The organism is Rathayibacter sp. AY2B3 (assembly GCF_002931755.1).
Classification (GTDB): domain Bacteria; phylum Actinomycetota; class Actinomycetes; order Actinomycetales; family Microbacteriaceae; genus Rathayibacter.
Genome location: NZ_PSUG01000005.1, coordinates 69,848 through 91,452, shown reverse-complemented (window position 1 = coordinate 91,452; position 21,605 = coordinate 69,848). Strand labels below are relative to the sequence as shown.

Here is a 21,605-nt window from a genome sequence, read left to right as displayed (position 1 = left end):
GTCGTCCGCCGCACCGGTGAGACCGACGTCCCCTGGACCCCGGGCCGCGACGTCTGGTGGCACGAGCTGGTCGACGCGCAGAGCGACGTCCACGAGGCCGAGGCCTTCGACTCCGAGACGCCGCTGTTCATCATCTACACCTCCGGCACGACGGGGAAGCCGAAGGGGCTGGTGCACACCAGCGGCGGCTACCTCACGCAGGCCTCGTGGACGCACTGGGCGGTGTTCGACGCGAAGCCGGACGACGTGCACTGGTGCACCGCCGACCTCGCCTGGGTCACCGCGCACACCTACGAGATCTACGGACCGCTCTCGAACGGGCTCACCCAGGTGATCTACGAGGGCACCCCGAGCACCCCGCACACGGCCCGGCACTTCGAGATCATCGAGCGGTACGGGGTGACCGTCTACTACACGGCGCCGACGCTGATCCGCACGCTGATGACCTGGTTCCCCGAGGGCGTGCCCGCGCAGTACGACCTGTCGAGCCTGCGCCTGCTCGGCACGGTCGGCGAGTCCATCAACCCCGAGGCCTGGGTCTGGTTCCACGAGGCGATCGGCGGTGGGCGCTGCCCGATCGTCGACACCTGGTGGCAGTCCGAGACCGGCGCCGCGGTGATGTGCCCGCTGCCGGGCGTCTCGACCCTCAAGCCGGGATCGTCGCTCGGAGCCCTGCCCGGGCTCGGGGTCCTCGTGGTGGACGAGCACGGCGAGCGCGTGCCGAACGGCTCCGGCGGCTACCTCGTGGTCGACCGGACCGGGCCGGCGCTCGCCCGCACCGTCTGGGGAGACCCGGAGCGCTACCGCGACTCCTACTGGGCCCGCTACGCGTCCCAGGGGTGGTTCTTCTCCGGAGACGGCGCGAAGTACGACGCCGACGGCGACGTCTGGGTGCTCGGCCGCGTCGACGACGTCATCAACGTCTCCGGGCACCGCCTGTCCACGATCGAGATCGAGTCGGCCCTCGTCGCCCATCCGGCCGTCGGCGAGGCCGGAGTCGTCGGAGTCGCCGACGCGACGACCGGGCAGGCGATCGCGGCGTTCGTCATCCCCTCCGACGAGGCCGTCGACCGCGCCGAGGAGGACCCGGCCTACTGGACCGCGCTCGGCACGACGCTCTCGGCGGTCCTGCGCGACCACGTGGCGGTCGCGATCGGGCCGATCGCCAAGCCGCGCGACGTGGTCGTGGTGCCGGATCTGCCCAAGACCCGCTCCGGCAAGATCATGCGGCGGCTGCTCGGCGACATCCGCGACGGCCGACCGCTCGGAGACGTGACGAGCCTCCAGGACGACACCGTCCCGGCGCGCATCGCCCGCATCGTCGCCGAGCGCGGGTAGGCGCCGCGCCGAGCGGACGAGGCAGCGGCGTCTCGGAAGGCGGGGCGGTGTGTCGACGCAGGGCGCGACGCGGGACGCGACGGGGCGCGGGCGGCGCCTGTTTCGGGGAGACGTCCGGAGCCTGCGCGTCCGCGGCGAGGAGGGGCCGCCGGGGAGCATCCGGAGTAGCGTGAAGCCGTGCGCGACGTCCAACAGCAGATCATCTCCGAGCTCCACGTCTCCCCCGCCGTCGATCCGGCCGCCGAGGTCGAACGGCGCAGCGGCTTCCTCGCCGACTACCTCCGCAGCACCGGCGCGAAGGGCCTCGTCCTCGGCATCAGCGGCGGCCAGGACTCGAGCCTCGCCGGGCGCCTCTGCCAGCTCGCGGTCGAGCAGGTCCGCGCGAGCGGCGGCGACGCCTCGTTCATCGCGGTCCGCCTGCCCTACAAGGTGCAGGCCGACGAGGAGGACGCCCAGCTCGCCCTCACGTTCATCCGCCCGGACCGCCAGGTCGTCTTCGACATCCACCAGGGCGTCGACGGCGTGGCCGCGGCGTTCGGCGACGCGGTCGACGAGCCGATCAGCAACTTCGTCAAGGGCAACGTGAAGGCGCGGATGCGCATGATCGCGCAGTACGCGATCGCCGGCCAGGCCGGGATGCTCGTCGTCGGGACCGACCACGCGGCCGAGGCGGTCACCGGCTTCTTCACGAAGTACGGCGACGGCGGCGCCGACGTCCTCCCGCTCACCGGGCTCACCAAGCGGCAGGGCCGCTCGCTCCTCGAGCACCTGGACGCTCCCGCCCGGCTCTACGAGAAGGCGCCGACGGCGGACCTGCTCGACGACAGCCCCGGCCAGACCGACGAGACGAACCTCGGGCTCACCTACGCCGACCTCGACACCTACCTCGAGGGCGGCGAGGTCGACCGGGCCGTCGCCGAGGCGATCGAGGCGCGGTACGCCGCGACCGAGCACAAGCGCCAGGTGCCGCTGTCGATGTTCGACGACTGGTGGCGCTGAGCCGCCGCTGACCGCCTCCAGCGGTCCCGCGGCTCAGGACCGCACGGGGCCCTGCTGAGTCAGGAGTCGGCGCGGGCGTTGTAGACGAGCACCTCGCCGGAGTCGACGGAGGCGCGGTAGGCGCGGAACACGTCGAGGGCCTCGTCGCGGAGCACGCCGTCGACGACCTCGATGCCGCGGGCCTCGAACTGGGCGGCCCAGTCCTCGCGCATCGGCCCCTCGTCGAAGGTGCTGATCTCCTCGAGCTCGGGGCCGGAGCCCGCGACGACCAGGCGGCGCACTCCCGACCACATCGTCGCTCCGTAGCACTGCACGCAGGGGCGCCAGTTGACGACCAGGTCGTGCGCGGGGAGGCCCTCGCCGCCGAGGTCCCAGGTGCCGAGCGCGGTCTGCGCGAGCCCGAGCGCCGTGACCTCGGCGTGGCCGGACGAGACTCCGCTGCCGAGGACGACGTTCACTCCGACCGAGACGAGACGACCGGAGTCGCGCTCGACGACGATCGCCGCGAACGGGCCGCCGTTCCCCTCCCGGAAGTTGCGGTCGGCGAGCGCGTGCACGAGGGCCATCCGGTCCTCGAGGCTCGGGAGGACCTCGGGGACGTCGCGGAGGGCGTCCCCGATCCAGGCGGGCAGGGCGATCTCGTAGCGGGTGGCGAGGCGGTCGATGTCCATGGGTCCTCCTGGAGACGGGCGGGTCGGCGGGGCGGGGACGGGTCCGGCGCACGTGCGGCGCAGGTGGCGCGCGGACGGCGGCGGCCGCCGCCCCTCAGCCTCGCAGTGCCGAGCGCCGGAGACGGAATCGGCGCGGCGCGTCGAGGCGGGGCGTCGAGGCGGGGGTCAGGCGAGGAGCGCCCCGCCGAGCGCCGCGGCCTGCGCCGCCCAGAAGCGCCTCGCCACGCCGGTGCGGCGGAACAGGGCGTCGAAGCCGTGGAAGGCGCCCTCCACGATCTCGAGCCCGCACGGCACTCCGGCCGCGCGCAGGCGCTCGGCGTAGCGGACGTCCTCGTCGTGGAAGAGGTCGAGGCTGCCGACGCCGATCCAGGCCGGCGGGAGGCCCGTGAGGTCGTCGCGGCGGGCGGGGGCGGCGTACGCCGGGACGCCGGGAGCGCCGGGCTCACCGCCGAGGTAGGCGGTCCAGCCGAAGCGGTTGCTGCCCGGGGTCCAGACGCGGACACCGCGCGGAGGAGGACCCGGCCGGGTGACGGTGCGGTCGTCGAGCATCGGGTAGACGAGCAGCTGGAACGCGGGCTGCACTCCTCCGCGGTCGTGGGCGAGGAGGGTCGCACCCGCGGCGATCCCGCCGCCCGCGCTCGCGCCTCCGACGGCGATGCGCGCCGGATCGACGCCGCGCTCCTCCGCGTGCTCGACGAGCCGGTCGAACACGGCCAGCACGTCCTCGACGGCCGCCGGGGCGGGATGCGCGGGCGCGAGGCGGTAGTCGACGGAGACGACCGTGATGCCCAGGGTGCGGGCGAAGTCGATGCAGGACGCCTCGTCCTGGAGGTGGCTCCCGAGCACCATGCCGCCGCCGTGCACCCAGAGGAGCGCGGGAGCGGTGCCGCGGAGGATGCGCGGCCGGTAGCTGCGGGCCCGGACGGGAGGGGCTCCGGCGACGGGGATCTCCAGGTCGTCGACCACCATGTCGGGCGGGGCCTCGCCTCCCTCGGCCGCGCGTCGCGTGGCGAGGCGCAGCAGTCGCGGGCCGAGGACGATCGGCGGGAGGAAGCGGCCGAGCGCGAGGTCGGGGTGGAAGAGGGGCGCCGTCGCGGCGGTGCGGGCTGACGCGGTCATGCGCGGGAGGCTACTCCTCGCGGCCGTGCCGGCGCCCCTCGGCGGGACTACGGACGCACGAGGGTCTTGATCGCGCGGCGCTCGTCCATGGCGGCGTACGCCTCGGCGATCTCCTCGAGGGGCAGCTCGAGATCGAAGACCAGACCGGGCTCGATCGCACCGCTGAGCACGTCGGGGAGCAGCTCGGCCATGTAGCCGCGGACCGGCGCGACGCCGCCGTTCACGCCCACGTTCGAGCCGAACATCTGGCGGACGGGCAGCTCGGGGCCTCCGTTGGGGACGCCGACGTAGCCGACCATGCCGCCGGGGCGGGCGGAGTCGAGGGCCTGCTGCATCGACTCCTTCGTGCCGACGCACTCGAGTACGCAGTCGGCGCCGATCCCGCCGGTCAGCTCGCGGACGCGCGCGACGCCCTCGTCTCCGCGGGTCTCGACGATGTGGGTCGCGCCGAAGCGGCGGGCGAGGTTCTGCCGCGACTCGTGCCGCGACATCGCGATGATCGTGGTCGCGCCGAGGCGCTTAGCCGCCAGGACGGCGCAGAGGCCGACCGCGCCGTCGCCGACGACCGCGACGGTCGAGCCCGCGGTGACGCCGGCCGAGACCGCGGCGTGGTGGCCGGTCCCCATCACGTCGGCGAGGGTGAGCAGGCTGGGGATGAGCGCCGGGTCCGGGTCGATGCCCACGCGGAAGAGCGTGCCGTCGGCGAGGGGGACGCGCACCTTCTCGCCCTGGGCGCCGTCCGCGAAGCCCTCCTCGCGGACCTCGGCGCCCCACCAGCCGCCGGTGAGGCACGAGGTGGAGACGCCGTTGGCGCAGTTCGCGCAGGTGCCGTCGCAGACGTAGAACGGCGCGATCACGAAGTCGCCGACCGCGACGTCGTGCACGTCGTCGCCGATCTCCTCGACGACGCCGACGAACTCGTGGCCGATGCGGTGCGCCTCCTTGGTCGGAGTGACGCCGCGGTAGGGCCAGAGGTCGGAGCCGCAGACGCACGCAGCGGTGACGCGGACGATCGCGTCGCGCCCCGTCGAGAGCTGCGGGTCGGGGACCTCCTCGAGTCGGATGTCGCGCTCGCCGTGGATGAGTGTTGCTCGCATGGGTGCTCCTGGTCGGGAGGGGGGTGGGGTCGGCGTCCACGGTACGCCCGCGACCGGCCTCGGGCGCCGGAGAGGCGGGGGCTTGCACGAACGCGCGCCGACACTCCACGCGCGGGCCCCGGGCGCCACCGGGGGCGGTCCGGCGGCCGGCCGGGAGGCGTCGTGTCGGACCGGAGCGGCCCCGGAGCGGCCCTGCGCCGCGTCACGGCAGCGCCTCCGCCCACCCGTCGCGTCCGATCACGACGTGCGCGAGGAACCGCAGGCCGCACGCCTCGGCCCCGTCGGCGATCGCCCGCGTCGCCGCTCGGTCGGAGGGGAGCACCGCGGCCTCGCCCGCGTGGCTGTGCGCCAGACCGATTCCCGCAGCGCCCCTCGCGAGCACCTCGGCGAGCACGGCGGCGACGGGGATCTCGGCGTGCGCCGGAGCTCCGTCGGCCAGCGTCAGGACGTCGCGGACGGCTCCGGACTCGGCGAGCGCCACCGCCAGCACGGTCTCGAGCGGCCGGGCGGCCAGCAGCGGAGCGACGAGCCCGGCCAGGCCGGCGGCGTCGGTCACGCGGGCGGCGCGCGCGGCGCGGTTCATCCTCCGCCGCAGCTCGAAGGAGGCGACCAGGCGGCAGGCGGCGACCTCGCCGACTCCGCGGTGCCGCATCAGATCGGCCACCCCGGCCCGGGCGACGGCGTCGATGCCCCCGAAGCGCGCGAGGAGGCGCTGCGCGACGACGGTCGCGTTCGCGCCGCGGACGCCGGCCCCGATGAGCACGGCGAGGGTCTCGGCGTCGGTGAGCGCCTCCGGTCCGTAGGCGCGGAGGCGCTCCCTCGGCCGCTCCTCGGGAGGGAGGTCGGCCATCCGGGGGCCGGGCGTTTCGAAGGACATGCCGCCGACGCTACGGAGCCCGCTGGACGCGCGGACCGTGGATCCCGCGACTGTGGACGACCGCCGCACTCGTGTGCCCTGTGGAGGGACGTCCCGTCGCCGCCCCCGCGGTCGCCCCCGCGAGAGCGCAGAAGTCAGGCGCCGGGCGCCCCGGTCAGCCCGACGCGGGCATCCCCGCCGTCACCGACAGACTCTCGCCGTCCGGCGCCACGTCCACCAGCACCACGTCCCCGTCGCGCACCGCGCCGCCGAGCAGCGCCGTCGCCAGCTGGTCGTCGATCGCCCGCTGCATCAGCCGGCGCAGCGGCCGCGCCCCGTACTGCGGGTCGTAGCCGCGCTCGGCCAGCCATCCGCGGGCCGCGGGCGTCACTGCCAGGTCGAGCCGTCGCTCCGAGAGCCTCCTCGACAGCCGGTCGACGTACAGCGACACGATCTCGCCGAGCTCCGTGCGGTCGAGCGCGTCGAAGATCACGATGTCGTCGAGCCGGTTCACGAACTCGGGCTTGAAGGCCTGGCGCACCATCTGCTGGACCGCCTCCTCCTTCTGCGGCCGCGACAGCGCCGGGTCCACGAGGAACTGCGACCCCAGATTGGAGGTGAGGATGAGGATCGTGTTGCGGAAGTCGACCGTCCGCCCCTGGCCGTCGGTGAGGCGGCCGTCGTCGAGCACCTGCAGCAGGACGTCGAACACCTCGGGGTGCGCCTTCTCGATCTCGTCGAGGAGCACCACCGAGTACGGGCGGCGGCGGACCGCCTCCGTGAGCTGGCCGCCCTGCTCGTAGCCGATGTAGCCGGGAGGGGCGCCGACCAGCCGCGAGACGGCGAACTTCTCGCCGTACTCCGACATGTCGATGCGGACCATCGCCTTCTCGTCGTCGAAGAGGTGGTCGGCGAGCGCCTTCGCCAGCTCGGTCTTGCCGACGCCGGTCGGCCCGAGGAAGAGGAAGGAGCCGGTCGGCCGGTCGGGGTCGGAGATGCCCGCGCGGGTGCGGCGCACCGCGTCCGCGACGGCCGACACCGCCTCGTCCTGGCCGATCAGCCGGCGGTGCAGCTCGGTCTCGAGGTGCAGCAGCTTCTCGGTCTCGCCCTGCAGGAGGCGCCCGACGGGGATGCCGGTCCAGGCGGCGATCACCGCGGCGATGTCGTCGGCCGTCACCTGCTCGTTGACCATGCGGCCCTCGGCCGGCTCCTCCTCCGCCTCGGCGGCCGCGAGCTCGCGCTCGATCACGGGGATGTCGCCGTAGAGCAGCTTCGACGCGCGCTCGAGCTTCCCCTCGCGCTGCGCCCGCTCGGCGGCGATCCGCAGGGCGTCGAGCCGGTTCTTGAGCTCGCCGACGCGGTTGAGGGAGGCGCGCTCGCGCTCCCAGCGCTCCTGCAGCTCCTCGAGCTGGGTGCCGCGGCGGGCCAGGTCCTCGCGCAGCTTCTCCAGACGCGCCTTCGAGGCCTCGTCCTTCTCCTTCTTCAGCGCCAGCTCCTCGAGCCTCAGCCGGTCGACCGAGCGTCGCAGCTCGTCGATCTCGACCGGGGCGGAGTCGATCTCCATGCGCAGCCGTGACGCGGCCTCGTCGATCAGGTCGATCGCCTTGTCCGGCAGCTGACGGGAGGTGATGTAGCGGTTCGAGAGCGATGCGGCGGCGACCAGGGCGGAGTCGGCGATCGCCACCTTGTGGTGCGCCTCGTAGCGCTCCTTCAGCCCGCGGAGGATCGCCACGGTGTCCTCGACGGTCGGCTCGCCGACGAAGACCTGCTGGAAGCGGCGCTCGAGAGCGGCGTCCTTCTCGATGTACTGGCGGTACTCGTCGAGCGTCGTCGCGCCGATCATCCGCAGCTCGCCGCGGGCCAGCATGGGCTTGAGCATGTTCGCGGCCGCCACCGACCCCTCCCCGCCGCCCGCGCCCATCAGCGTGTGCAGCTCGTCGATGAAGGTGATGATCCGGCCGTCGGACTCCTCGATCTCCTGGAGCACGGCCTTCAGCCGCTCCTCGAACTCGCCGCGGTACTTCGCTCCGGCGATCAGCGCCGAGAGGTCGAGGCTGACGAGCTGCTTGCCCTTGAGGCTCTCGGCGACGTCGCCCGCGACGATCCGCTGGGCGAGCCCCTCGACGACGGCGGTCTTGCCGACGCCGGGCTCTCCGATGAGGACGGGGTTGTTCTTGGTGCGGCGCGTGAGCACCTGGCTGACGCGCCGGATCTCGGCGTCCCTCCCGATCACCGGGTCGAGCTTGCCGCTCGCCGCGATGGCGGTCAGGTTGACGCCGTACTGCTCGAGAGCGGACTTCTCGTCCTGCTGGGGCATCCGACCGGCCTGCATGATGGTGGTCTCCTCCGTGGCTCGAAAGTTGAGTTCGACGGACTCAACTTTACTCCCGCGACGGCTCCGGCGGTCAGGCCGTCAGAAGATCGCTGTCGCGGCCCTGGAGCGCCTCGAGCGCGGTCCGCAGGATCGAGCGCAGCCGGAACTCGTCGATCCCGGTCAGCGCCGAGATCTCGGCCTGCGAGAACCCGCCGGCCGCAGCCAGCAGCAGGAGCTCGCGGTCGGGGCAGTCGAGGGCGAGCAGGCCGCTGCCGAGCGGACGCCGGGCGAGCTCCTGCGCGGAGCCGAGGGTCTCGCAGAGCACCTCGAGCACCCAGAGCACGGGCTCCGTCGAACGGGCGCCCTCGCGGGAGCGGCGCCAGACGGCGGTGAAGACGTCGGTGCAGAGGCGGTCGCGGCCGGCCGGGTCGGCCTGGACCGTGCCGACGCACGCCGAGACGAGGCCGCCGAAGCGGTCGACGAGCTCTCCCAGAGCGGAGGCGTCCCCTGTGGCGGAGCGGGCCAGCAGACGAGCGGCGTCCTGCGTCAGCGGCGGACGCACCCGTCCTCCGGTCGCGTCCTCGCCTCCAGCACTCACAGGCCTCAGCGTGTCACCGACTCCGGGACGGCGGGACCAGTTGCGCGGAAGGGGGGGTGACAGGTATGGAGCGGATCCGCTCTCCGACATCAGAGGCGCGGCCAGCGCGCGCGGGCGAAGCAGAAGAGCCCGTAGGCGATGAGGCCGACCGCGACGAAGCCGAGGAGGAACACGCCCGCCGGCAGCTCCACGAGCGACTTCAGCGCCTCGTCGAGCCCGCCCGCCTGCTCCGGATCGTGGGTGACGGCGGCGACGATCAGCAGCACGCCGAGCGCGCCGAGGACCACGCCCTTGGCGACGTAGCCGGCGACGCCGAGCACGGTGACGACGGTGCCCGCCGTGCCGCCCGGCTCCGCGACGTTCTCGAGGAACTTCCGGCTCGCTCCGCGGTACACGAAGACGCCGCCGACCGCGAGGACGGCAAGTCCCGCGATCACGAGCAGCACCACTCCGCCCGGCGCCGCGAGGACCTGGGCGCTCGCGCTCTCGGACGACTCGGACGAGCTCGACCCGCCGCCCGTCGCGAACTTCAGCGCCGTCACGCCGAGGGCGCCGTAGACGACGGCCTTGCCCGCCTCCTTCAGCCGGCTGCCCCAGGTCTTCAGGGCGCTCTCGCGCGGGCGGACGAGGAACGCCTCGAGCAGCCCCCAGAGCGCCAGGCCGAAGAGGCCGACCGTGCAGATCCAGAGGATCACCAGACCGCCGGGCTGCGCCGCGAGGGCGCCGAGGGCACCGCTCTGGTCGGCGTCGCCTCCGCCGCCGCGGGCCACGCCGAGCGCGATCACTCCGATCAGGAGGTGGACGAGGCCGTTCGCCGCGAAGCCGCCGCGGGCGAGGGTCCGCACCGCCCGCGAGTCCTGGATGTCGTCGGCGGTGCGCTGGGCGTCGGCGGTGCTCGGAGTGTTCACAGGGTGGACGCTACGCGTTTCCACACCCCCGCGCCCGGCGCTCCGCCGTTCCGAGGTGCTCCCGGAGCCGGTTCTCCACACCTTTCCACAGGGTTGTCCACAGCTGTGGAATCGCTAGAAGGACGAGCGGATCACACGTCGACGGCGCGGACGAGTCCGTCCTGGACGCCGCCGAGCCAGTCGTAGACGCTGCGGATCGCGGCCGCGCCGCCCTCCTCCGGGACGACGTCGTCGGTGTCGTCGATGCCGAGCCGCACGGCCAGAGCGAGCCGCATGTCGGTGAGTGCGCGGAGCCAGGCGATCGCCTGCGGCTCCTCGAGACGCACCGCGACCTCGCCCAGCCCCTCGAAGATCCGGCCGTGGCTCGTCCCGTCGCCGGCGTCGAGGGCCGCCGTGACGGCGCGGGCGTCGTCCATCTTGCGGGCGGCGAGGTCCGGAGCGGTGAAGCGGCGGAACTCGTCGGCCGCCTCGGCGTCGTCCCGGTAGGCGTCGGGCAGGAGGCGGGCGAGCGCCGGATCGGAGCGGGCCTGGTCCGAGGACGCCCCGCGGTCGAGCAGCTCGAGCATCTCGCCGGCCAGATGACGGAGGATCCCGGCCTCCTCGCGGTCGAAGCGGGCGACGGCCGCTCCGGAGGAGTCACGGCGGAACGCGCGCATCAGCGGGGCCCCCGGGTGCCGCGGTCGGGGTGCTCTCTCGTCCCCGCTGCGGCGGGGCTCAGCGGGACGCTCATGCGTCGGCCTTCTGCAGCGTCGCCCACAGGCCGTAGCCGTGCATCGCCTCCACGTGCCGCTCCATCTCCTCGCGGTTGCCGGTCGCGACGACCGCGCGCCCCTCGGTGTGCACCTGCAGCATCAGCCGCTCCGCCTCGGCCCGGCCGAAGCCGAAGTAGCTGCGGAAGACGTACGATACGTACGACATCAGGTTGACCGGGTCGTCCCAGACCAGCACGATCCACGGGACCTCGGCCGCCGAGCGGGTCGCCAGGCGCTCGTCCGCGCGCTCGATCGTGTCCGCCATCCCTCCAGCGTAGGCGGCGGCGCGGGCGGGCGCCCGAGCGCGCGGGCCGGAGCCGGCGACCGTCGAGCGCGGAGTCGCGTGGACGGGGACCGCGAGAGGCCAGGAGTCGTCGCACTCGGCGTCCAGTGCGACAACTCCTGAACAGTCGGCGCGGAGCCGCGCGTGGGCGGAGATCGCGAGAGGCCAGGAGTCGTCGCACTCGAGCGCGAGTGCGACAACTCCTGGACAGTCGGCGCGGAGCCGGCGGCAGAAGCGGCCACGCCGGCAGCAGCGGCCGACCCGGCAGCGGCGCCCGCCCTAGGCCGACAGGCGCGGCAGGACCTCCCGGGCGAAGAAGTCGAGGTGGTCGAGGTCCTGCAGGTCCATGAACTGCAGGTAGACGCGCTCGCAGCCGGCCTCGCGGAGGGCCTCGAGGCGGTCGACCGCCTCGTCGACGCCGCCGGCCACTCCGTGCTCGCGCAGCTCGACCGGCTCGCGGCCGATCGCCGCTGCACGACGCGTGAACTCCGCCTCGTCGCCTCCGCCGACCGCGATCAGCGCGACCGAGTGTACGAGCGACGAGGGCTCGCGCCCGATCGCGCGGCACGCCTCGTCGACGCGCTCGAAGGCGCCCAGGATCGCGTCGAACTCGGGGAAGGGCAGGTTGAACTCGCTCGCGAACCGCGCCGCGAGCGCCGGGGTCCGCTTGGGGCCGCCGCCGCCGACGATCACCGGCAGCGGCAGGCGCGCGGGCTTGGGCAGGGCCGGGGAGTCGGTCAGCGTGTAGTGCTCGCCGGTGAAGGAGTAGCGCTCGCCGACCGGCGTCGACCACAGGCCGGTCACGATCTCGAGCTGCTCCTCGAGCAGGTCGAAGCGGCGCGGAGGGAAGGGGATGCCGTACGCGGCGTGCTCCTGCTCGAACCACCCGGTGCCGAGGCCGAGCTCGGCGCGGCCCCCGGACATCGCGTCGACCTGGGCGACCTGGATCGCGAGGATCCCCGGCGGCCGGTAGGTGACGGAGGAGACGAGGGTGCCGAGCGCGATCCGCTCGGTCTCGCGGGCGAGGCCGGCGAGCGTCGTCCACGCGTCGGAGGGGCCGACTCCGGGGTCGCCGTCTCCCATCCGGAGGTAGTGGTCGGAGCGGAAGAAGCCGTCGTAGCCGAGGCTCTCGGCGGCCTGCGCGACGGCGAGGAGATCCTCGTAGCTCGCGCCCTGCTGGGGTTCGGTGAAGACTCTGAACTGCACGGGTCCAGCCTCCCGCACCAGGGCCGGATCGTGCCAGCCCGGCTCCCCCGGCCGGGGCCGCCGACGGGCCCCCGTGTACCGTGGACGGTTGCCGCCGACGAGAGGACCCCATGTCCGAGCACCCGTCCTCCCCGGACACCGCCCCCGCCACCGCGGGCACGACCGCCCCTCCGCACCGCCTCGCGCGGTGGGTCTTCTGGCCCGCCGCGGTCCTCACGCTGTCGATCGCGGCCTTCGCGATCCTCGCGCCCGACGCCGCGACCTCCGTGTTCTCGACGCTGCAGACCACCGTCGTCAACACGTTCAGCTGGTACTACGTGCTGATCGCCGCGGTCTTCGTGGCCTTCGCCATCTGGATGGGCGTCAGCCGCTTCGGCGACATCAAGCTCGGCGCCGACGACGACGAGCCCGAGTTCTCGACGCTCGCCTGGATCTCGCTCCTCTTCGCCGCCGGCATGGGCATCGGCCTCGTCTTCTACGGAGTCGCGGAGCCGCTCACCCACTTCGCCACTCCGCGCCCGGGCGTCACCGGCACCGAGACGGAGCTCGCGCAGAGCGCCATCTCGCAGACCTACCTGCACTGGGGCGTCCACGCCTGGTCCATCTACGTGGTGGTCGGCCTCGCCCTCGCCTACGCGATCCACCGCCGCAAGCGGCCGGTGTCGATCCGCTGGGCGCTGGAGCCGCTGCTGGGCCGCCGGGTCCGCGGAGGCTGGGGCAACGCGATCGACGTGGTCGCCCTGGTGGGCACCATGTTCGGAGTCGCCACCTCGCTCGGCCTGGGCGTCACCCAGATCTCCGCGGGCCTGGAGGCGAGCGGCATCGTGGAGTCGTCGCTCACCGTGCAGATCGTGGTCATCGCCGTGGTCACGGGCCTGACCGTCCTCTCGCTGATCTCGGGTGTCGGCAAGGGCATGAAGTGGCTCTCGACCGGCAACCTGCTGCTCGCGGCGGCGCTCCTCGTCTTCGTGCTCGTCGCCGGCCCGACCCAGTTCCTCCTGCGCGAGTTCGTGCAGTCGCTCGGCAACTACCTCCAGAACTTCATCGGCCTGACCTTCACGGTCAGCGCCTACGCCGGCCGCGAGGGTGAGCAGTGGCAGGCCTCGTGGACCACGTTCTACTGGGGCTGGTGGATGTCGTGGGCGCCGTTCGTCGGCATCTTCATCGCGCGCGTCTCCAAGGGCCGGACGGTCCGCGAGTTCGTCGGCGGCGTGCTGCTCGTGCCGACGATCATGACCTTCCTCTGGTTCAGCGTCCTCGGCGGCACCGCCGTCTACCGCGAGCTCTACGGCGACGGCGGCCTCGTCGGCGCCGACGGCTCGGTGGACACCAACCTGGCGCTCTTCTCGATGCTGCAGGGACTGCCCGCCGGATCGGTGCTGACGATCGGCGCCATCCTCCTGATCGGCGTCTTCTTCGTCACCTCCGCCGACTCCGGCGCGCTCGTGATGTCGATGATCGCGACCGGCGGCGAGCCGGAGCCGCGCAACCGCATCCGCGTGTTCTTCGCCGTCGCCACCGCGCTGCTCGCGCTGTCGCTCCTGATCGCCGGCGGCCTCGACGCCCTGCAGACCGCGGCGATCCTCTCGGCCCTGCCCTTCAGCGTCGTGATGATCCTGATGTGCGTCGCGACGGTGATCGCCTTCCGCCGCGAGATCCGCGCCTACGACAGGGCCCGCCGCAAGGCGTTCGTCGGCGACATCGGCACGTTCTACGGCCTCGAGGTCGAGGACCCGGCGGAGCGCGAGCCCGCCCACCCGATCAAGCGCCTCGCGCAACGCCTGAAGCCGGGCTCGAAGGAGTAGTCCGCTCGGAGGAGCAGCCTGTTCGGAGGAAGCCGGGCGCCGCTCGGGCGCCCGGCCCGCCGATCAGCTGGGCGACGGGATGAAGGGGTGCTCCGGCGGGTCCTGGTCGTCGTCGAGGCGGGCGTCGGCGCCCTGGTCGAGCGCCTCGTCGATCGCCTCGGGGTCGTCGATCTCGGCCGGGTCCTCCGGCGGGACCGGCAGGGAGTCGCCGTCGGGGCGGGTGGTGTCGGTGACGTCCTCGGGGGCGTCGAAGCCGAAGCTGCTCATGGTTCCCTCTCCGCGGTGCGCCGGGAGGCGGCGCCGCTGCGGGCAGCCTAGGTCGCGCCCCCGCGGGCGGTCACGGACTTGACGAGGCGCACGAGGGGCCCCGCCTGGTCGGCCTGCCCCGGAGGAGCATCCGACTCGGCAGCCGTCAGTGCACGTACTCGAGCAGGTCGGCTCCGAGGGTGCGCATGCCCTCCAGCACTGCGAGGCGGTAGTGCAGGGTCGTGTCGTCGAACTGGGTGGCGACGGCGTAGGCGACTCCGGCGCGCGGGCCGCGGAGGACGCCCGCCTCGGCGCGGACGCCGACGTCGGTGCCGGTCGCGTTGACGAGCAGGACCCCGTGGTCGGGGTGGCGGTGCGCGAGCGGGTCGAGCCCGAACGAGGCGGCGACCATCGAGAGGTCGGTGCCGAGCGAGAGCCAGCCGATCACCCGCGAGCTCACGGCGGCGTCGACGATCTCGCCGTTCGCGAGGGTGGCGAGCAGCCAGGTCAGCTCGCGGGCGGAGCCGATCGAGAGCTGCGGCGCGTCGTCCGGGCCGCGCTCGTCGCGCACGACGTCGAGCAGGGCGGTACGGGAGAGGCCGAGCGCTTCGGCCCGCTCGCGCACGGCGTCGAGGCCGACGCGGCGCAGCAGGACGTTGGTCGCGAGGTTGTCGCTCGAGGCCCCGACGAGGGCGGCGAGGTCGGCGATCGGCATCGACGGCACCTGGAGGTGCTGCCAGAGCCCGGAACCGGAGACCGCGTCCGCCGCGGTCCGGTCGACCAGGCGCAGGTTCTCCTGCGGCTCGTTCGCCAGCCGGGCGGCGACCTCGATCAGCAGCACGACAGTGCCGAGGGAGGCGGTGGGCATCGAGACGGAGTCGTCGACCGCGAAGAGCGTGCGGCCGGTCGCCAGGTCGACGGCGCGAGCCGAGACGACGACCCCGTCGATCGCGAGACGCCCGAGGGCGTCGAACCCGCGCTGGAAGTTCTCGCGGTCGCCGCCGCCCTTGTGGCGCCCCCGGCGGTTGCGTCGGCTCTCACGGCGGGTCTCGCTGGTGGGGATCACCACGGGTACGGCCCCTCTACGGGTCGGGAGTGCGGTCGTGCGGAGGGGGACCTGGGTCCTCACGCGCCGGCAGGACGCGCGATCGGCGGACGACCCCGCGGCATCGGTCGGCTCTCGATGCCCGGGGCTCCTCGTCCGTGGTGCGGAGGTGGTCGGCGGCGACTACCAGATGGTGACGCGCTCGCTCGGGGAGAGCCAGAGGGCGTCGCCTTCGGAGACGTCAAAAGTAGCGTAGAACTCGTCGATGTTCCGGACGATCTGGTTGCACCGGAACTCGGCCGGAGCGTGCGGATCGATGGCGAGGAGGCGGATCGTCTCCTCATCGCGCGACTTCTGCTGCCAGGCCTGCGCCCAGGAGAGGAAGAAGCGCTCGGCGCCGGTCAGGCCGTCGACGACGGGCGGCTCCTCGCCGCCCAGCGAGAGCACATACGCCTTCCACGCGATGCCGAGGCCGCCGAGATCGCCGATGTTCTCGCCGATGGTCAGGGCGCCGTTCACGTGGTGCCCGGGCGTGGTCGCGGGAGCGAGCGCGTCGTACTGCGCGATGAGCGCCTTCGTCCGCTCCTCGAACGCGGCCCGGTCCTCCTCGGTCCACCAGTCGGTGAGGCGGCCGTCGCCGTCGAAGCGCGAGCCCTGGTCGTCGAAGCCGTGGCCGATCTCGTGGCCGATGACGGCGCCGATGGCTCCGTAGTTGGCGGCGGGGTCGCGGTCCTCGTCGAAGAAGGGGAACTGGAGGATCGCGGCCGGGAAGACGATCTCGTTGAAGCCGGGGTTGTAGTACGCGTTGATCGTCTGCGGGGTCATGAACCACTCGTCGCGGTCGAGCGGGCGGCCGATCTTGCCGAGCTCGCGGGCGAACTCGAACTCGGCGACGCGGCGCGCGTTGCCGAGCAGGTCGGCCGGGTCGATCGAGAGGGCGGAGTAGTCGCGCCAGCGCACCGGGTAGCCGATCTTGGGCGTGAACTTCGCGAGCTTCTCGAGCGCGCGCTCGCGGGTGGCGGGGCTCATCCACTCCAGGTCGACGATGGAGCGGCGGTACGCCTCGATGAGGTTGGCGACCAGCACGTCCATCGCGGCCTTCGCGGTCTCGGGGAAGTGGCGGGCGACGTAGGTGCGGCCGACCGCCTCACCGAGCGAGCCCTCGACGAGCGAGACGGCGCGCTTCCAGCGCTCCCGCTTCTGCGGGGTGCCGGTGAGGGTGCGGCCGTAGAAGTCGAAGTTGGCGTCGACGAAGCCGCTGGACAGGTAGGCCGCGGCTCCGCGGATCACCTGCCAGGACAGCCAGTCGCGCCAGGCGGGGAGCCGGTCCTCGGTGAGCAGGCCCGCGAGGCCCTGGAGGAAGCTCGGCTGGCGGACGACGACCTCGGCGAGCGCTCCCTCCGGAGCGCCCATCGCGGTGAGCCAGACGCCGAGGTCGACGCCCGCGGCGAGCTCCTCGACCTCGGACCAGGAGCGGAGGTTGTAGGTCGCCTGGCTGTCGCGGCTGCGGACCTTGTCCCAGTGCGCGGCGGCCAGATCGGTCTCGAGGGCGACGATGCGCTCGGCGCGGGCCTCGGCGGCGTCGATGCCGGCCAGCGCCAGCATCCGCGCGACGAACGGCGTGTAGGCCTCGCGGACGGAGGCGAACTCCTCCTCGCGGTAGTAGCTCTCGTCCGGCAGGCCGAGGCCGCCCTGGTTGACGAAGACGAGGTAGCGCTCGGGGCTGCCCGGGTCGTTGTCGACGAAGAGGCCGAAGAGGCCGGGGACGCCGGTGCGCTCGAAGGCGCCGACCGCGCGGAGCAGGCCGGGGATCGAGTCGACCCGCTGCACGGCGGCGAGGTCGTCGGCGATCGGGGTGGCTGCGAGCTCCTCGGCCCGCTCCTCGTCCATGAAGGAGGCGTAGAGATCGCCGAACAGGCGCTCCTCGGTGCCGTGCTGCGCGGTCTGCGCCTCGACGATGATGTCGCGCACGGCCTTCTCCGCTTCCTCCTGGAGGACGTGGAAGGAGCCGTAGCGCGCCTTGTCGGCGGGGATCTCGGTGCGGTCGATCCAGAGCCCGTTGACGTGCCGGTAGAGGTCGTCCTGCGGGCGCGTCGCGGGGTCGAGTTCGGAGCGGTCGATACCGGAGCGAGGCGTCGTCGAGGTCATGGCGGACAGCCTACGTCGGGGCGCCGACACGGTGGCGCGAGGGGCGGCGGGCCGGGCGCGCCAGGCGCCGGGAGGCCGGGCGGGCGCGCCCGCGTCCGGCTCGCGGGAGCGGGGTGCTCCTCGCGAGCCGGACGGGGCCGGCGGGGACGCCGGAGCGTCAGCGCCCGAGCTGCTCCTCGATGTACGCGCGGATCGTCGTGGTCGGCCGCCCGATCAGACGGGAGAGCGAGCCGTCGGTCCCGCCGAGGAGTCCGTCGGCGATGTTCGCGTCGAGGCCGACGACGAAGCCGACTCCGCCCTCGGGGACGCCGGCGCCGGTGAGGACGCGGGCGTGCTCGTCGGCGGAGACGTGGCTGATCGCGGCGTCGCGTCCGGCGACCTCGGCCACGATCGCGGCCAGCTCGTCGAAGCTCCAGGCGGTGTCGCCGGAGAGCTCGTGCACGGTGCCGACGAGGGACGGGTCGGTCAGGGCGACCGCGGCGGCCTCGGCGTAGTCGGTGCGCGCGGCGCTGGCGACGCGGCCCTCGCCGGCGCTCGAGAGGGTGCTGCCGGTGGCGGCGAGCTCGGCGACGGTCTGCTCGTAGTTCTCGTTGTACCAGCCGTTGCGGAGGATCACGGCGGGGACGCCGCTGGCGGCGATCGCCTCCTCCGTGGCCTTGTGATCGGGGGCGAGGATGAGCGGGCTCGTGGTCGCCTTCAGGGCGCTCGTGTAGACCAGGCGCGCGCCGGCGCGGACGGCGGCCTCGATCGCGGCGGTGTGCTGCGCCACGCGCCTGCCGACCTCGGAGCCCGAGACGAGGAGGACGGCCTCGGCGCTGGAGAAGGCGGCGTCGAGCGAGGCGGGGTCGTCGAAGTCGGCGACGGCGGTGCGGACGCCGAGGTCGGCGGCGAGCGCCTCGAGCTTCGCGGCGTCGCGGCCGGTGGCGACGATGTCGGAGGCGGCGGTGCCGCGGGCGAGCAGGTGCTCGACGGCGAGTCGGCCGAGGTGGCCGGTGGCTCCGGTGACGACGAGGGTCATGAGGGGTCCTTCCTGACGGGTGGGGCGGGCGGGGTCCGCCGCCAGGAGGGTGCAACCGGCGCATCCTCCTCCTGCTTCCCGGAATGCAGTACCCACTATTTTGTTAGTACTGTCACCACCCCTGATCCCGAGGAGCCCCCATGACCATCGCCGACTCCCCCCTGCTCGTCGGGGACGTCTACTCCGCTGACTGCCCGAGCCGCGAGATCTTCGGGCACGTGACCAGCAAGTGGGGCGTCCTGGTGCTCGCGGCGCTCGCGCCGGGCACGCTGCGCTGGGGCGGACTGCGGCGCCGGATCGGCGGGATCAGCGAGAAGATGCTCGCCCAGACGCTGCGGACCCTGGAGGAGGACGGCTTCGTGCACCGCGAGGCGCGGCCGGTCGTCCCGCCGCACGTCGAGTACCGGCTGACGCCGCTGGGGGCGGAGCTGGCGGAGCGGCTGCTGCCGGTCGTCGAGTGGATCGCGGGGAACGTCGGGTCGGTCCTGGAGGCCCGCTCGGAGGGCCGCCGGGAGGGAAGGTGAGGCTCGCCTTCTTGTGAGAACGCTCATATTCCGTTCAGGGAGGAGCCTCCGCCCGGCGGCATCGGCGCCCCCTCCCCCTGCTTGCCTCGATCGCATCTCCTGCTCGTGATCGAAGGACCTCCATGTCAGACACCGCCCGCCGCCCGCTCCTCCTCCCGATGGCCGGCCACGTGCGCGGCAAGCGCAGCCCCGTCACCTGCGCGCTGAAGTGCGCCAACGCCTGCTCCACCGCGACCTGCAACACCTCGCACAACGGCTACTTCCGCGACATCGTCTCGTCGCAGCTCTCCCGCCGCAGCGCCCTCGGCCTCGGCCTGGCCGGCGCGGTCACCGTCGCCGTCGCCTCCGCCGGAGGAGCGCCCACCGCCGAGGCGGCCGTGGCGACCGCGGCCGACGGCTCGCCGCTCGCCTTCACTCCGATCGCTCCGGTGCCGTACACCGTCGACCGGTTCACCGTCCCCGAGGGCTTCGCCTGGCAGCCGATCATCCGCTGGGGCGACCCGCTCTTCGCCGACAGCCCCGCCTTCGACATCGCCGACCAGACGGAGGCCGCCCAGGCCGCGCAGTTCGGCTACAACAACGACTACACCGACATCGTCGAGATCCCGGGCTCGAAGCGCCTCCGCGCCCTGCTCGTCGTGAACCACGAGTACACGAACGAGAGCATCATGTTCCCGGCCGCGCAGCTCGAGGCGGAGCCGGAGCGCGTGCGCGCCGTCGGCCGCGCCGCCCACGGCCTCAGCGTCGTCGAGCTGGTCCGCACCGCGGTCGACCGCCCGTGGGCCTACGTCCGCGGGGGCGAGCGCAACCGCCGCTACCTGATCGACACCCCCTACGAGGTGACCGGCGCCGCCGCCGGCACCGACCTGCTGAAGACGGTCGCCGACCCCGAGGGCCGCACCGTGCTCGGCACGCTCGGCAACTGCTCCGGCGGCACGACGCCGTGGGGCACGATCCTCTCGGGCGAGGAGAACTTCAACGGCTACTTCCGCGCCGTCGGCACGAGCGACGCCGAGAAGCGCTACGGCCTCGCCGACTCCGAGACCTCGCGCCTCTGGGAGCTCGACGACCCCCGCTTCGACGCCCGCACCCCGGGCTACGAGAACGAGCCGAACCGCTTCGGCTGGATCGTGGAGTTCGACCCCTTCGACCCCGACTCCACGCCGAAGAAGCACACGGCGCTCGGCCGGCTGAAGCACGAGGGCGCGAACGTCGTCGTCGCGCCGGACGGCCGGGTGGTCGCGTACCAGGGCGACGACGAGCGCTTCGACTACCTCTACAAGTTCGTCTCCACGAAGCGCTACATCGAGGGCGACCGCGCCCACAACAAGACCCTGCTGGAGGAGGGCGACCTCTACGTCGCGCGCTTCACCGGCGACTCCCCCGTGGCCGAGATCACCGGCACCGGCGCGGTCCCCTCGGACGGCGGGTTCGACGGGATCGGCGAGTGGCTGCCCCTGGTGCTGAACGGCGCCTCGACGATCGCCGGGATGAGCGTCGCCGAGGTGCTCGTGCACACCCGCCAGGCGGCGGACGCAGCGGGCGCGACCAAGATGGACCGCTGCGAGGACGTGCAGCCCAGCCCGGTCAGCGGGCGGATCTACGTGGCCTGCACCAACAACTCCGCCCGCGGCACCGAGGGGAGCAAGGAGGGAGCGACCGAGGTCAACCCGCGGACCGAGAACCGCGACGGCCACATCGTCGAGATCATCGAGGACGGCGGCGACCAGACCGGCCGCACCTTCACCTGGAATCTGCTGATGCTCTGCGGCGACCAGGCGCAGGGCGACGTCGTCTACTTCTCCGGCTTCCCGGCGGACCAGGTCTCGCCGATCTCGTGCCCGGACAACCTGGCCTTCGACTCGGTCGGGAACCTCTGGATCTCGACCGACGGCGCCCCGAGCGGCATCGGCTACAACGACGGACTCTTCACGGTGGCGCTCGAGGGCGCGACGCGCGGCAGGGTGGAGCAGTTCCTCTCGGTGCCGCGCGACGCCGAGACCTGCGGGCCGATCGTCCACGACCTCGACCAGCACGTGTTCGTGGCGGTGCAGCACCCGGGCGAGGAGGGCACCTTCGAGGCGCCGACCTCGTTCTTCCCGGACTACGGATCGACGGCGGCGGGAGCGGTGGCGGCACCGCGTCCGACCATCGTGCAGATCCTGCCGGCGTCGCAGGTGGTGGCGCCGACTCCGACGCCGACCGCCGGGCCCACCACGGCTCCGACGACCGCGCCCACCGCGGCTCCCACCACGGCACCGACCGCCGGGCCGACCGCGGCTCCGTCCCCTGTGCCCACGGCCGCGCCGACCGGCACGCCGACCCCGCTGCCCGTCGGCGGGTCGGGCGGTGGGCTCGCCTCGACCGGAGTCGAGAGCGTCGGCCTGATCGCGGGCGCCACCGCGCTCCTGGCAGCGGGCGCCACCGCGCTCGGCCTCGGAGCGCGCCGCCGCGCGGCCGCCGAGGACGACCCGGAGGTGTGAGGCGGGCTGTGCGATTCGCAGGGGATCCGCGCGCGAAGGGGCGTTCCGCCGCCTGATGCAGCCCCTGGGCGGCAGATCTCCTGCGAATGGCACAGTGGCACCCGGAGCGGCGCTCCTCGCAGGCCCGCCGAACGTGCGATCTGCAGGGGATCAGCGTCGAGAAGGGCGTTCCGCCGCCCGGCGCGGCTCCTGGGC

General features: G+C 73.4%; 19 protein-coding genes. 5 read left to right on the top strand and 14 right to left on the bottom strand.

The window, feature by feature from the left end; translation table 11 throughout:
• Both C5C24_RS03135 and nadE read left to right on the top strand, forming a co-directional pair.
• The coding region (locus tag C5C24_RS03135; RefSeq protein WP_146082508.1) for an AMP-binding protein at nucleotides 1-1,338 on the top strand (1,338 nt) is incomplete at its 5' end.
• A gap of 177 nt (nucleotides 1,339-1,515) precedes the next feature.
• Complete coding sequence (gene nadE, locus C5C24_RS03130; protein WP_104304278.1) at nucleotides 1,516-2,337, top strand: ammonia-dependent NAD(+) synthetase; 822 nt, start codon at nucleotides 1,516-1,518, stop codon at nucleotides 2,335-2,337.
• 59 nt (nucleotides 2,338-2,396) lie between these two features.
• Here nadE and C5C24_RS03125 read toward each other — a convergent pair whose 3' ends face one another.
• From C5C24_RS03125 to C5C24_RS03080, 10 genes are all read right to left on the bottom strand, one after another.
• The gene (locus C5C24_RS03125; protein WP_181027247.1) at nucleotides 2,397-3,008 is read right to left on the bottom strand and encodes a nucleoside deaminase; all 612 of its coding nucleotides are present in this window, start codon (nucleotides 3,006-3,008) and stop codon (nucleotides 2,397-2,399) included.
• Nucleotides 3,009-3,173: 165 nt separating this feature from the next.
• Nucleotides 3,174-4,127 (bottom strand): alpha/beta hydrolase fold domain-containing protein, encoded by a 954-nt coding sequence (locus C5C24_RS03120; protein ID WP_104304277.1) that lies wholly within the window; start codon nucleotides 4,125-4,127, stop codon nucleotides 3,174-3,176.
• A 47-nt stretch (nucleotides 4,128-4,174) separates the two neighbouring features.
• Nucleotides 4,175-5,224 (bottom strand): zinc-dependent alcohol dehydrogenase family protein, encoded by a 1,050-nt coding sequence (locus C5C24_RS03115; protein WP_104222823.1) that lies wholly within the window; start codon nucleotides 5,222-5,224, stop codon nucleotides 4,175-4,177.
• 202 nt (nucleotides 5,225-5,426) lie between these two features.
• The gene (locus tag C5C24_RS03110) at nucleotides 5,427-6,101 is read right to left on the bottom strand and encodes a RadC family protein (protein WP_104304276.1); all 675 of its coding nucleotides are present in this window, start codon (nucleotides 6,099-6,101) and stop codon (nucleotides 5,427-5,429) included.
• A 154-nt stretch (nucleotides 6,102-6,255) separates the two neighbouring features.
• Nucleotides 6,256-8,412 (bottom strand): ATP-dependent Clp protease ATP-binding subunit, encoded by a 2,157-nt coding sequence (locus C5C24_RS03105; RefSeq protein ID WP_104277315.1) that lies wholly within the window; start codon nucleotides 8,410-8,412, stop codon nucleotides 6,256-6,258.
• A 73-nt stretch (nucleotides 8,413-8,485) separates the two neighbouring features.
• Nucleotides 8,486-8,956 carry an RNA polymerase sigma factor gene (locus C5C24_RS03100; RefSeq protein ID WP_104281256.1) on the bottom strand — a complete coding sequence of 157 codons (471 nt, stop codon included), beginning with the start codon at nucleotides 8,954-8,956 and terminating at the stop codon, nucleotides 8,486-8,488.
• Nucleotides 8,957-9,081: 125 nt separating this feature from the next.
• Entirely contained in the window at nucleotides 9,082-9,900 is an 819-nt protein-coding gene (locus tag C5C24_RS03095; RefSeq protein ID WP_104304275.1) for a DUF1206 domain-containing protein, read from the bottom strand.
• 131 nt (nucleotides 9,901-10,031) lie between these two features.
• The gene (locus C5C24_RS03090) at nucleotides 10,032-10,556 is read right to left on the bottom strand and encodes a DUF2017 domain-containing protein (protein ID WP_104281257.1); all 525 of its coding nucleotides are present in this window, start codon (nucleotides 10,554-10,556) and stop codon (nucleotides 10,032-10,034) included.
• A gap of 70 nt (nucleotides 10,557-10,626) precedes the next feature.
• On the bottom strand, nucleotides 10,627-10,917 hold the full coding sequence (clpS, locus tag C5C24_RS03085) for an ATP-dependent Clp protease adapter ClpS (protein WP_104222829.1): 291 nt from the start codon (nucleotides 10,915-10,917) through the stop codon (nucleotides 10,627-10,629).
• 297 nt (nucleotides 10,918-11,214) lie between these two features.
• Nucleotides 11,215-12,141 (bottom strand): LLM class F420-dependent oxidoreductase, encoded by a 927-nt coding sequence (locus tag C5C24_RS03080; protein WP_104304274.1) that lies wholly within the window; start codon nucleotides 12,139-12,141, stop codon nucleotides 11,215-11,217.
• A 110-nt stretch (nucleotides 12,142-12,251) separates the two neighbouring features.
• Here C5C24_RS03080 and C5C24_RS03075 point away from each other — a divergent pair, with 110 nt between their 5' ends.
• On the top strand, nucleotides 12,252-13,946 hold the full coding sequence (locus C5C24_RS03075; protein ID WP_104304273.1) for a BCCT family transporter: 1,695 nt from the start codon (nucleotides 12,252-12,254) through the stop codon (nucleotides 13,944-13,946).
• A 63-nt stretch (nucleotides 13,947-14,009) separates the two neighbouring features.
• On the opposite strand, the gene C5C24_RS03070 is transcribed toward C5C24_RS03075, so the two are convergent.
• From C5C24_RS03070 to C5C24_RS03055, 4 genes are all read right to left on the bottom strand, one after another.
• Nucleotides 14,010-14,213: a hypothetical protein gene (locus C5C24_RS03070; RefSeq protein ID WP_104277309.1), complete on the bottom strand. Its 204-nt coding sequence runs from the start codon at nucleotides 14,211-14,213 to the stop codon at nucleotides 14,010-14,012.
• A gap of 145 nt (nucleotides 14,214-14,358) precedes the next feature.
• Complete coding sequence (locus C5C24_RS03065) at nucleotides 14,359-15,261, bottom strand: serine hydrolase (protein WP_104222833.1); 903 nt, start codon at nucleotides 15,259-15,261, stop codon at nucleotides 14,359-14,361.
• 159 nt (nucleotides 15,262-15,420) lie between these two features.
• Nucleotides 15,421-17,385 carry a M13 family metallopeptidase gene (locus C5C24_RS03060; protein ID WP_104304272.1) on the bottom strand — a complete coding sequence of 655 codons (1,965 nt, stop codon included), beginning with the start codon at nucleotides 17,383-17,385 and terminating at the stop codon, nucleotides 15,421-15,423.
• 157 nt (nucleotides 17,386-17,542) lie between these two features.
• A complete protein-coding gene (locus C5C24_RS03055; RefSeq protein WP_104304271.1) occupies nucleotides 17,543-18,403 on the bottom strand; it encodes an NmrA family NAD(P)-binding protein in 861 nt (286 codons plus the stop codon).
• A 140-nt stretch (nucleotides 18,404-18,543) separates the two neighbouring features.
• Here C5C24_RS03055 and C5C24_RS03050 point away from each other — a divergent pair, with 140 nt between their 5' ends.
• The gene (locus C5C24_RS03050; protein WP_104277306.1) at nucleotides 18,544-18,927 is read left to right on the top strand and encodes a helix-turn-helix domain-containing protein; all 384 of its coding nucleotides are present in this window, start codon (nucleotides 18,544-18,546) and stop codon (nucleotides 18,925-18,927) included.
• A gap of 122 nt (nucleotides 18,928-19,049) precedes the next feature.
• Nucleotides 19,050-21,410, top strand: coding sequence for a PhoX family phosphatase (locus C5C24_RS03045; RefSeq protein ID WP_104304270.1), 2,361 nt, complete (start codon nucleotides 19,050-19,052; stop codon nucleotides 21,408-21,410).
• Nucleotides 21,411-21,605 lie beyond the last annotated feature (195 nt).

Bases quoted from the DNA above. Each gene is read 5' to 3' on its own strand.
- C5C24_RS03125 (WP_181027247.1), bottom strand. From the start codon at position 3,008: ATGGACATCGACCGCCTCGCCACCCGCTACGAGATCGCCCTGCCCGCC.
- C5C24_RS03120 (WP_104304277.1), bottom strand. From the start codon at position 4,127: ATGACCGCGTCAGCCCGCACCGCCGCGACGGCGCCCCTCTTCCACCCC.
- C5C24_RS03115 (WP_104222823.1), bottom strand. From the start codon at position 5,224: ATGCGAGCAACACTCATCCACGGCGAGCGCGACATCCGACTCGAGGAG.
- C5C24_RS03110 (WP_104304276.1), bottom strand. From the start codon at position 6,101: ATGTCCTTCGAAACGCCCGGCCCCCGGATGGCCGACCTCCCTCCCGAG.
- C5C24_RS03105 (WP_104277315.1), bottom strand. From the start codon at position 8,412: ATGCAGGCCGGTCGGATGCCCCAGCAGGACGAGAAGTCCGCTCTCGAG.
- C5C24_RS03090 (WP_104281257.1), bottom strand. From the start codon at position 10,556: ATGCGCGCGTTCCGCCGTGACTCCTCCGGAGCGGCCGTCGCCCGCTTC.
- clpS (WP_104222829.1), bottom strand. From the start codon at position 10,917: ATGGCGGACACGATCGAGCGCGCGGACGAGCGCCTGGCGACCCGCTCG.
- C5C24_RS03075 (WP_104304273.1), top strand. From the start codon at position 12,252: ATGTCCGAGCACCCGTCCTCCCCGGACACCGCCCCCGCCACCGCGGGC.
- C5C24_RS03070 (WP_104277309.1), bottom strand. From the start codon at position 14,213: ATGAGCAGCTTCGGCTTCGACGCCCCCGAGGACGTCACCGACACCACC.
- C5C24_RS03060 (WP_104304272.1), bottom strand. From the start codon at position 17,385: ATGACCTCGACGACGCCTCGCTCCGGTATCGACCGCTCCGAACTCGAC.
- C5C24_RS03055 (WP_104304271.1), bottom strand. From the start codon at position 18,403: ATGACCCTCGTCGTCACCGGAGCCACCGGCCACCTCGGCCGACTCGCC.
- C5C24_RS03050 (WP_104277306.1), top strand. From the start codon at position 18,544: ATGACCATCGCCGACTCCCCCCTGCTCGTCGGGGACGTCTACTCCGCT.
- C5C24_RS03045 (WP_104304270.1), top strand. From the start codon at position 19,050: ATGTCAGACACCGCCCGCCGCCCGCTCCTCCTCCCGATGGCCGGCCAC.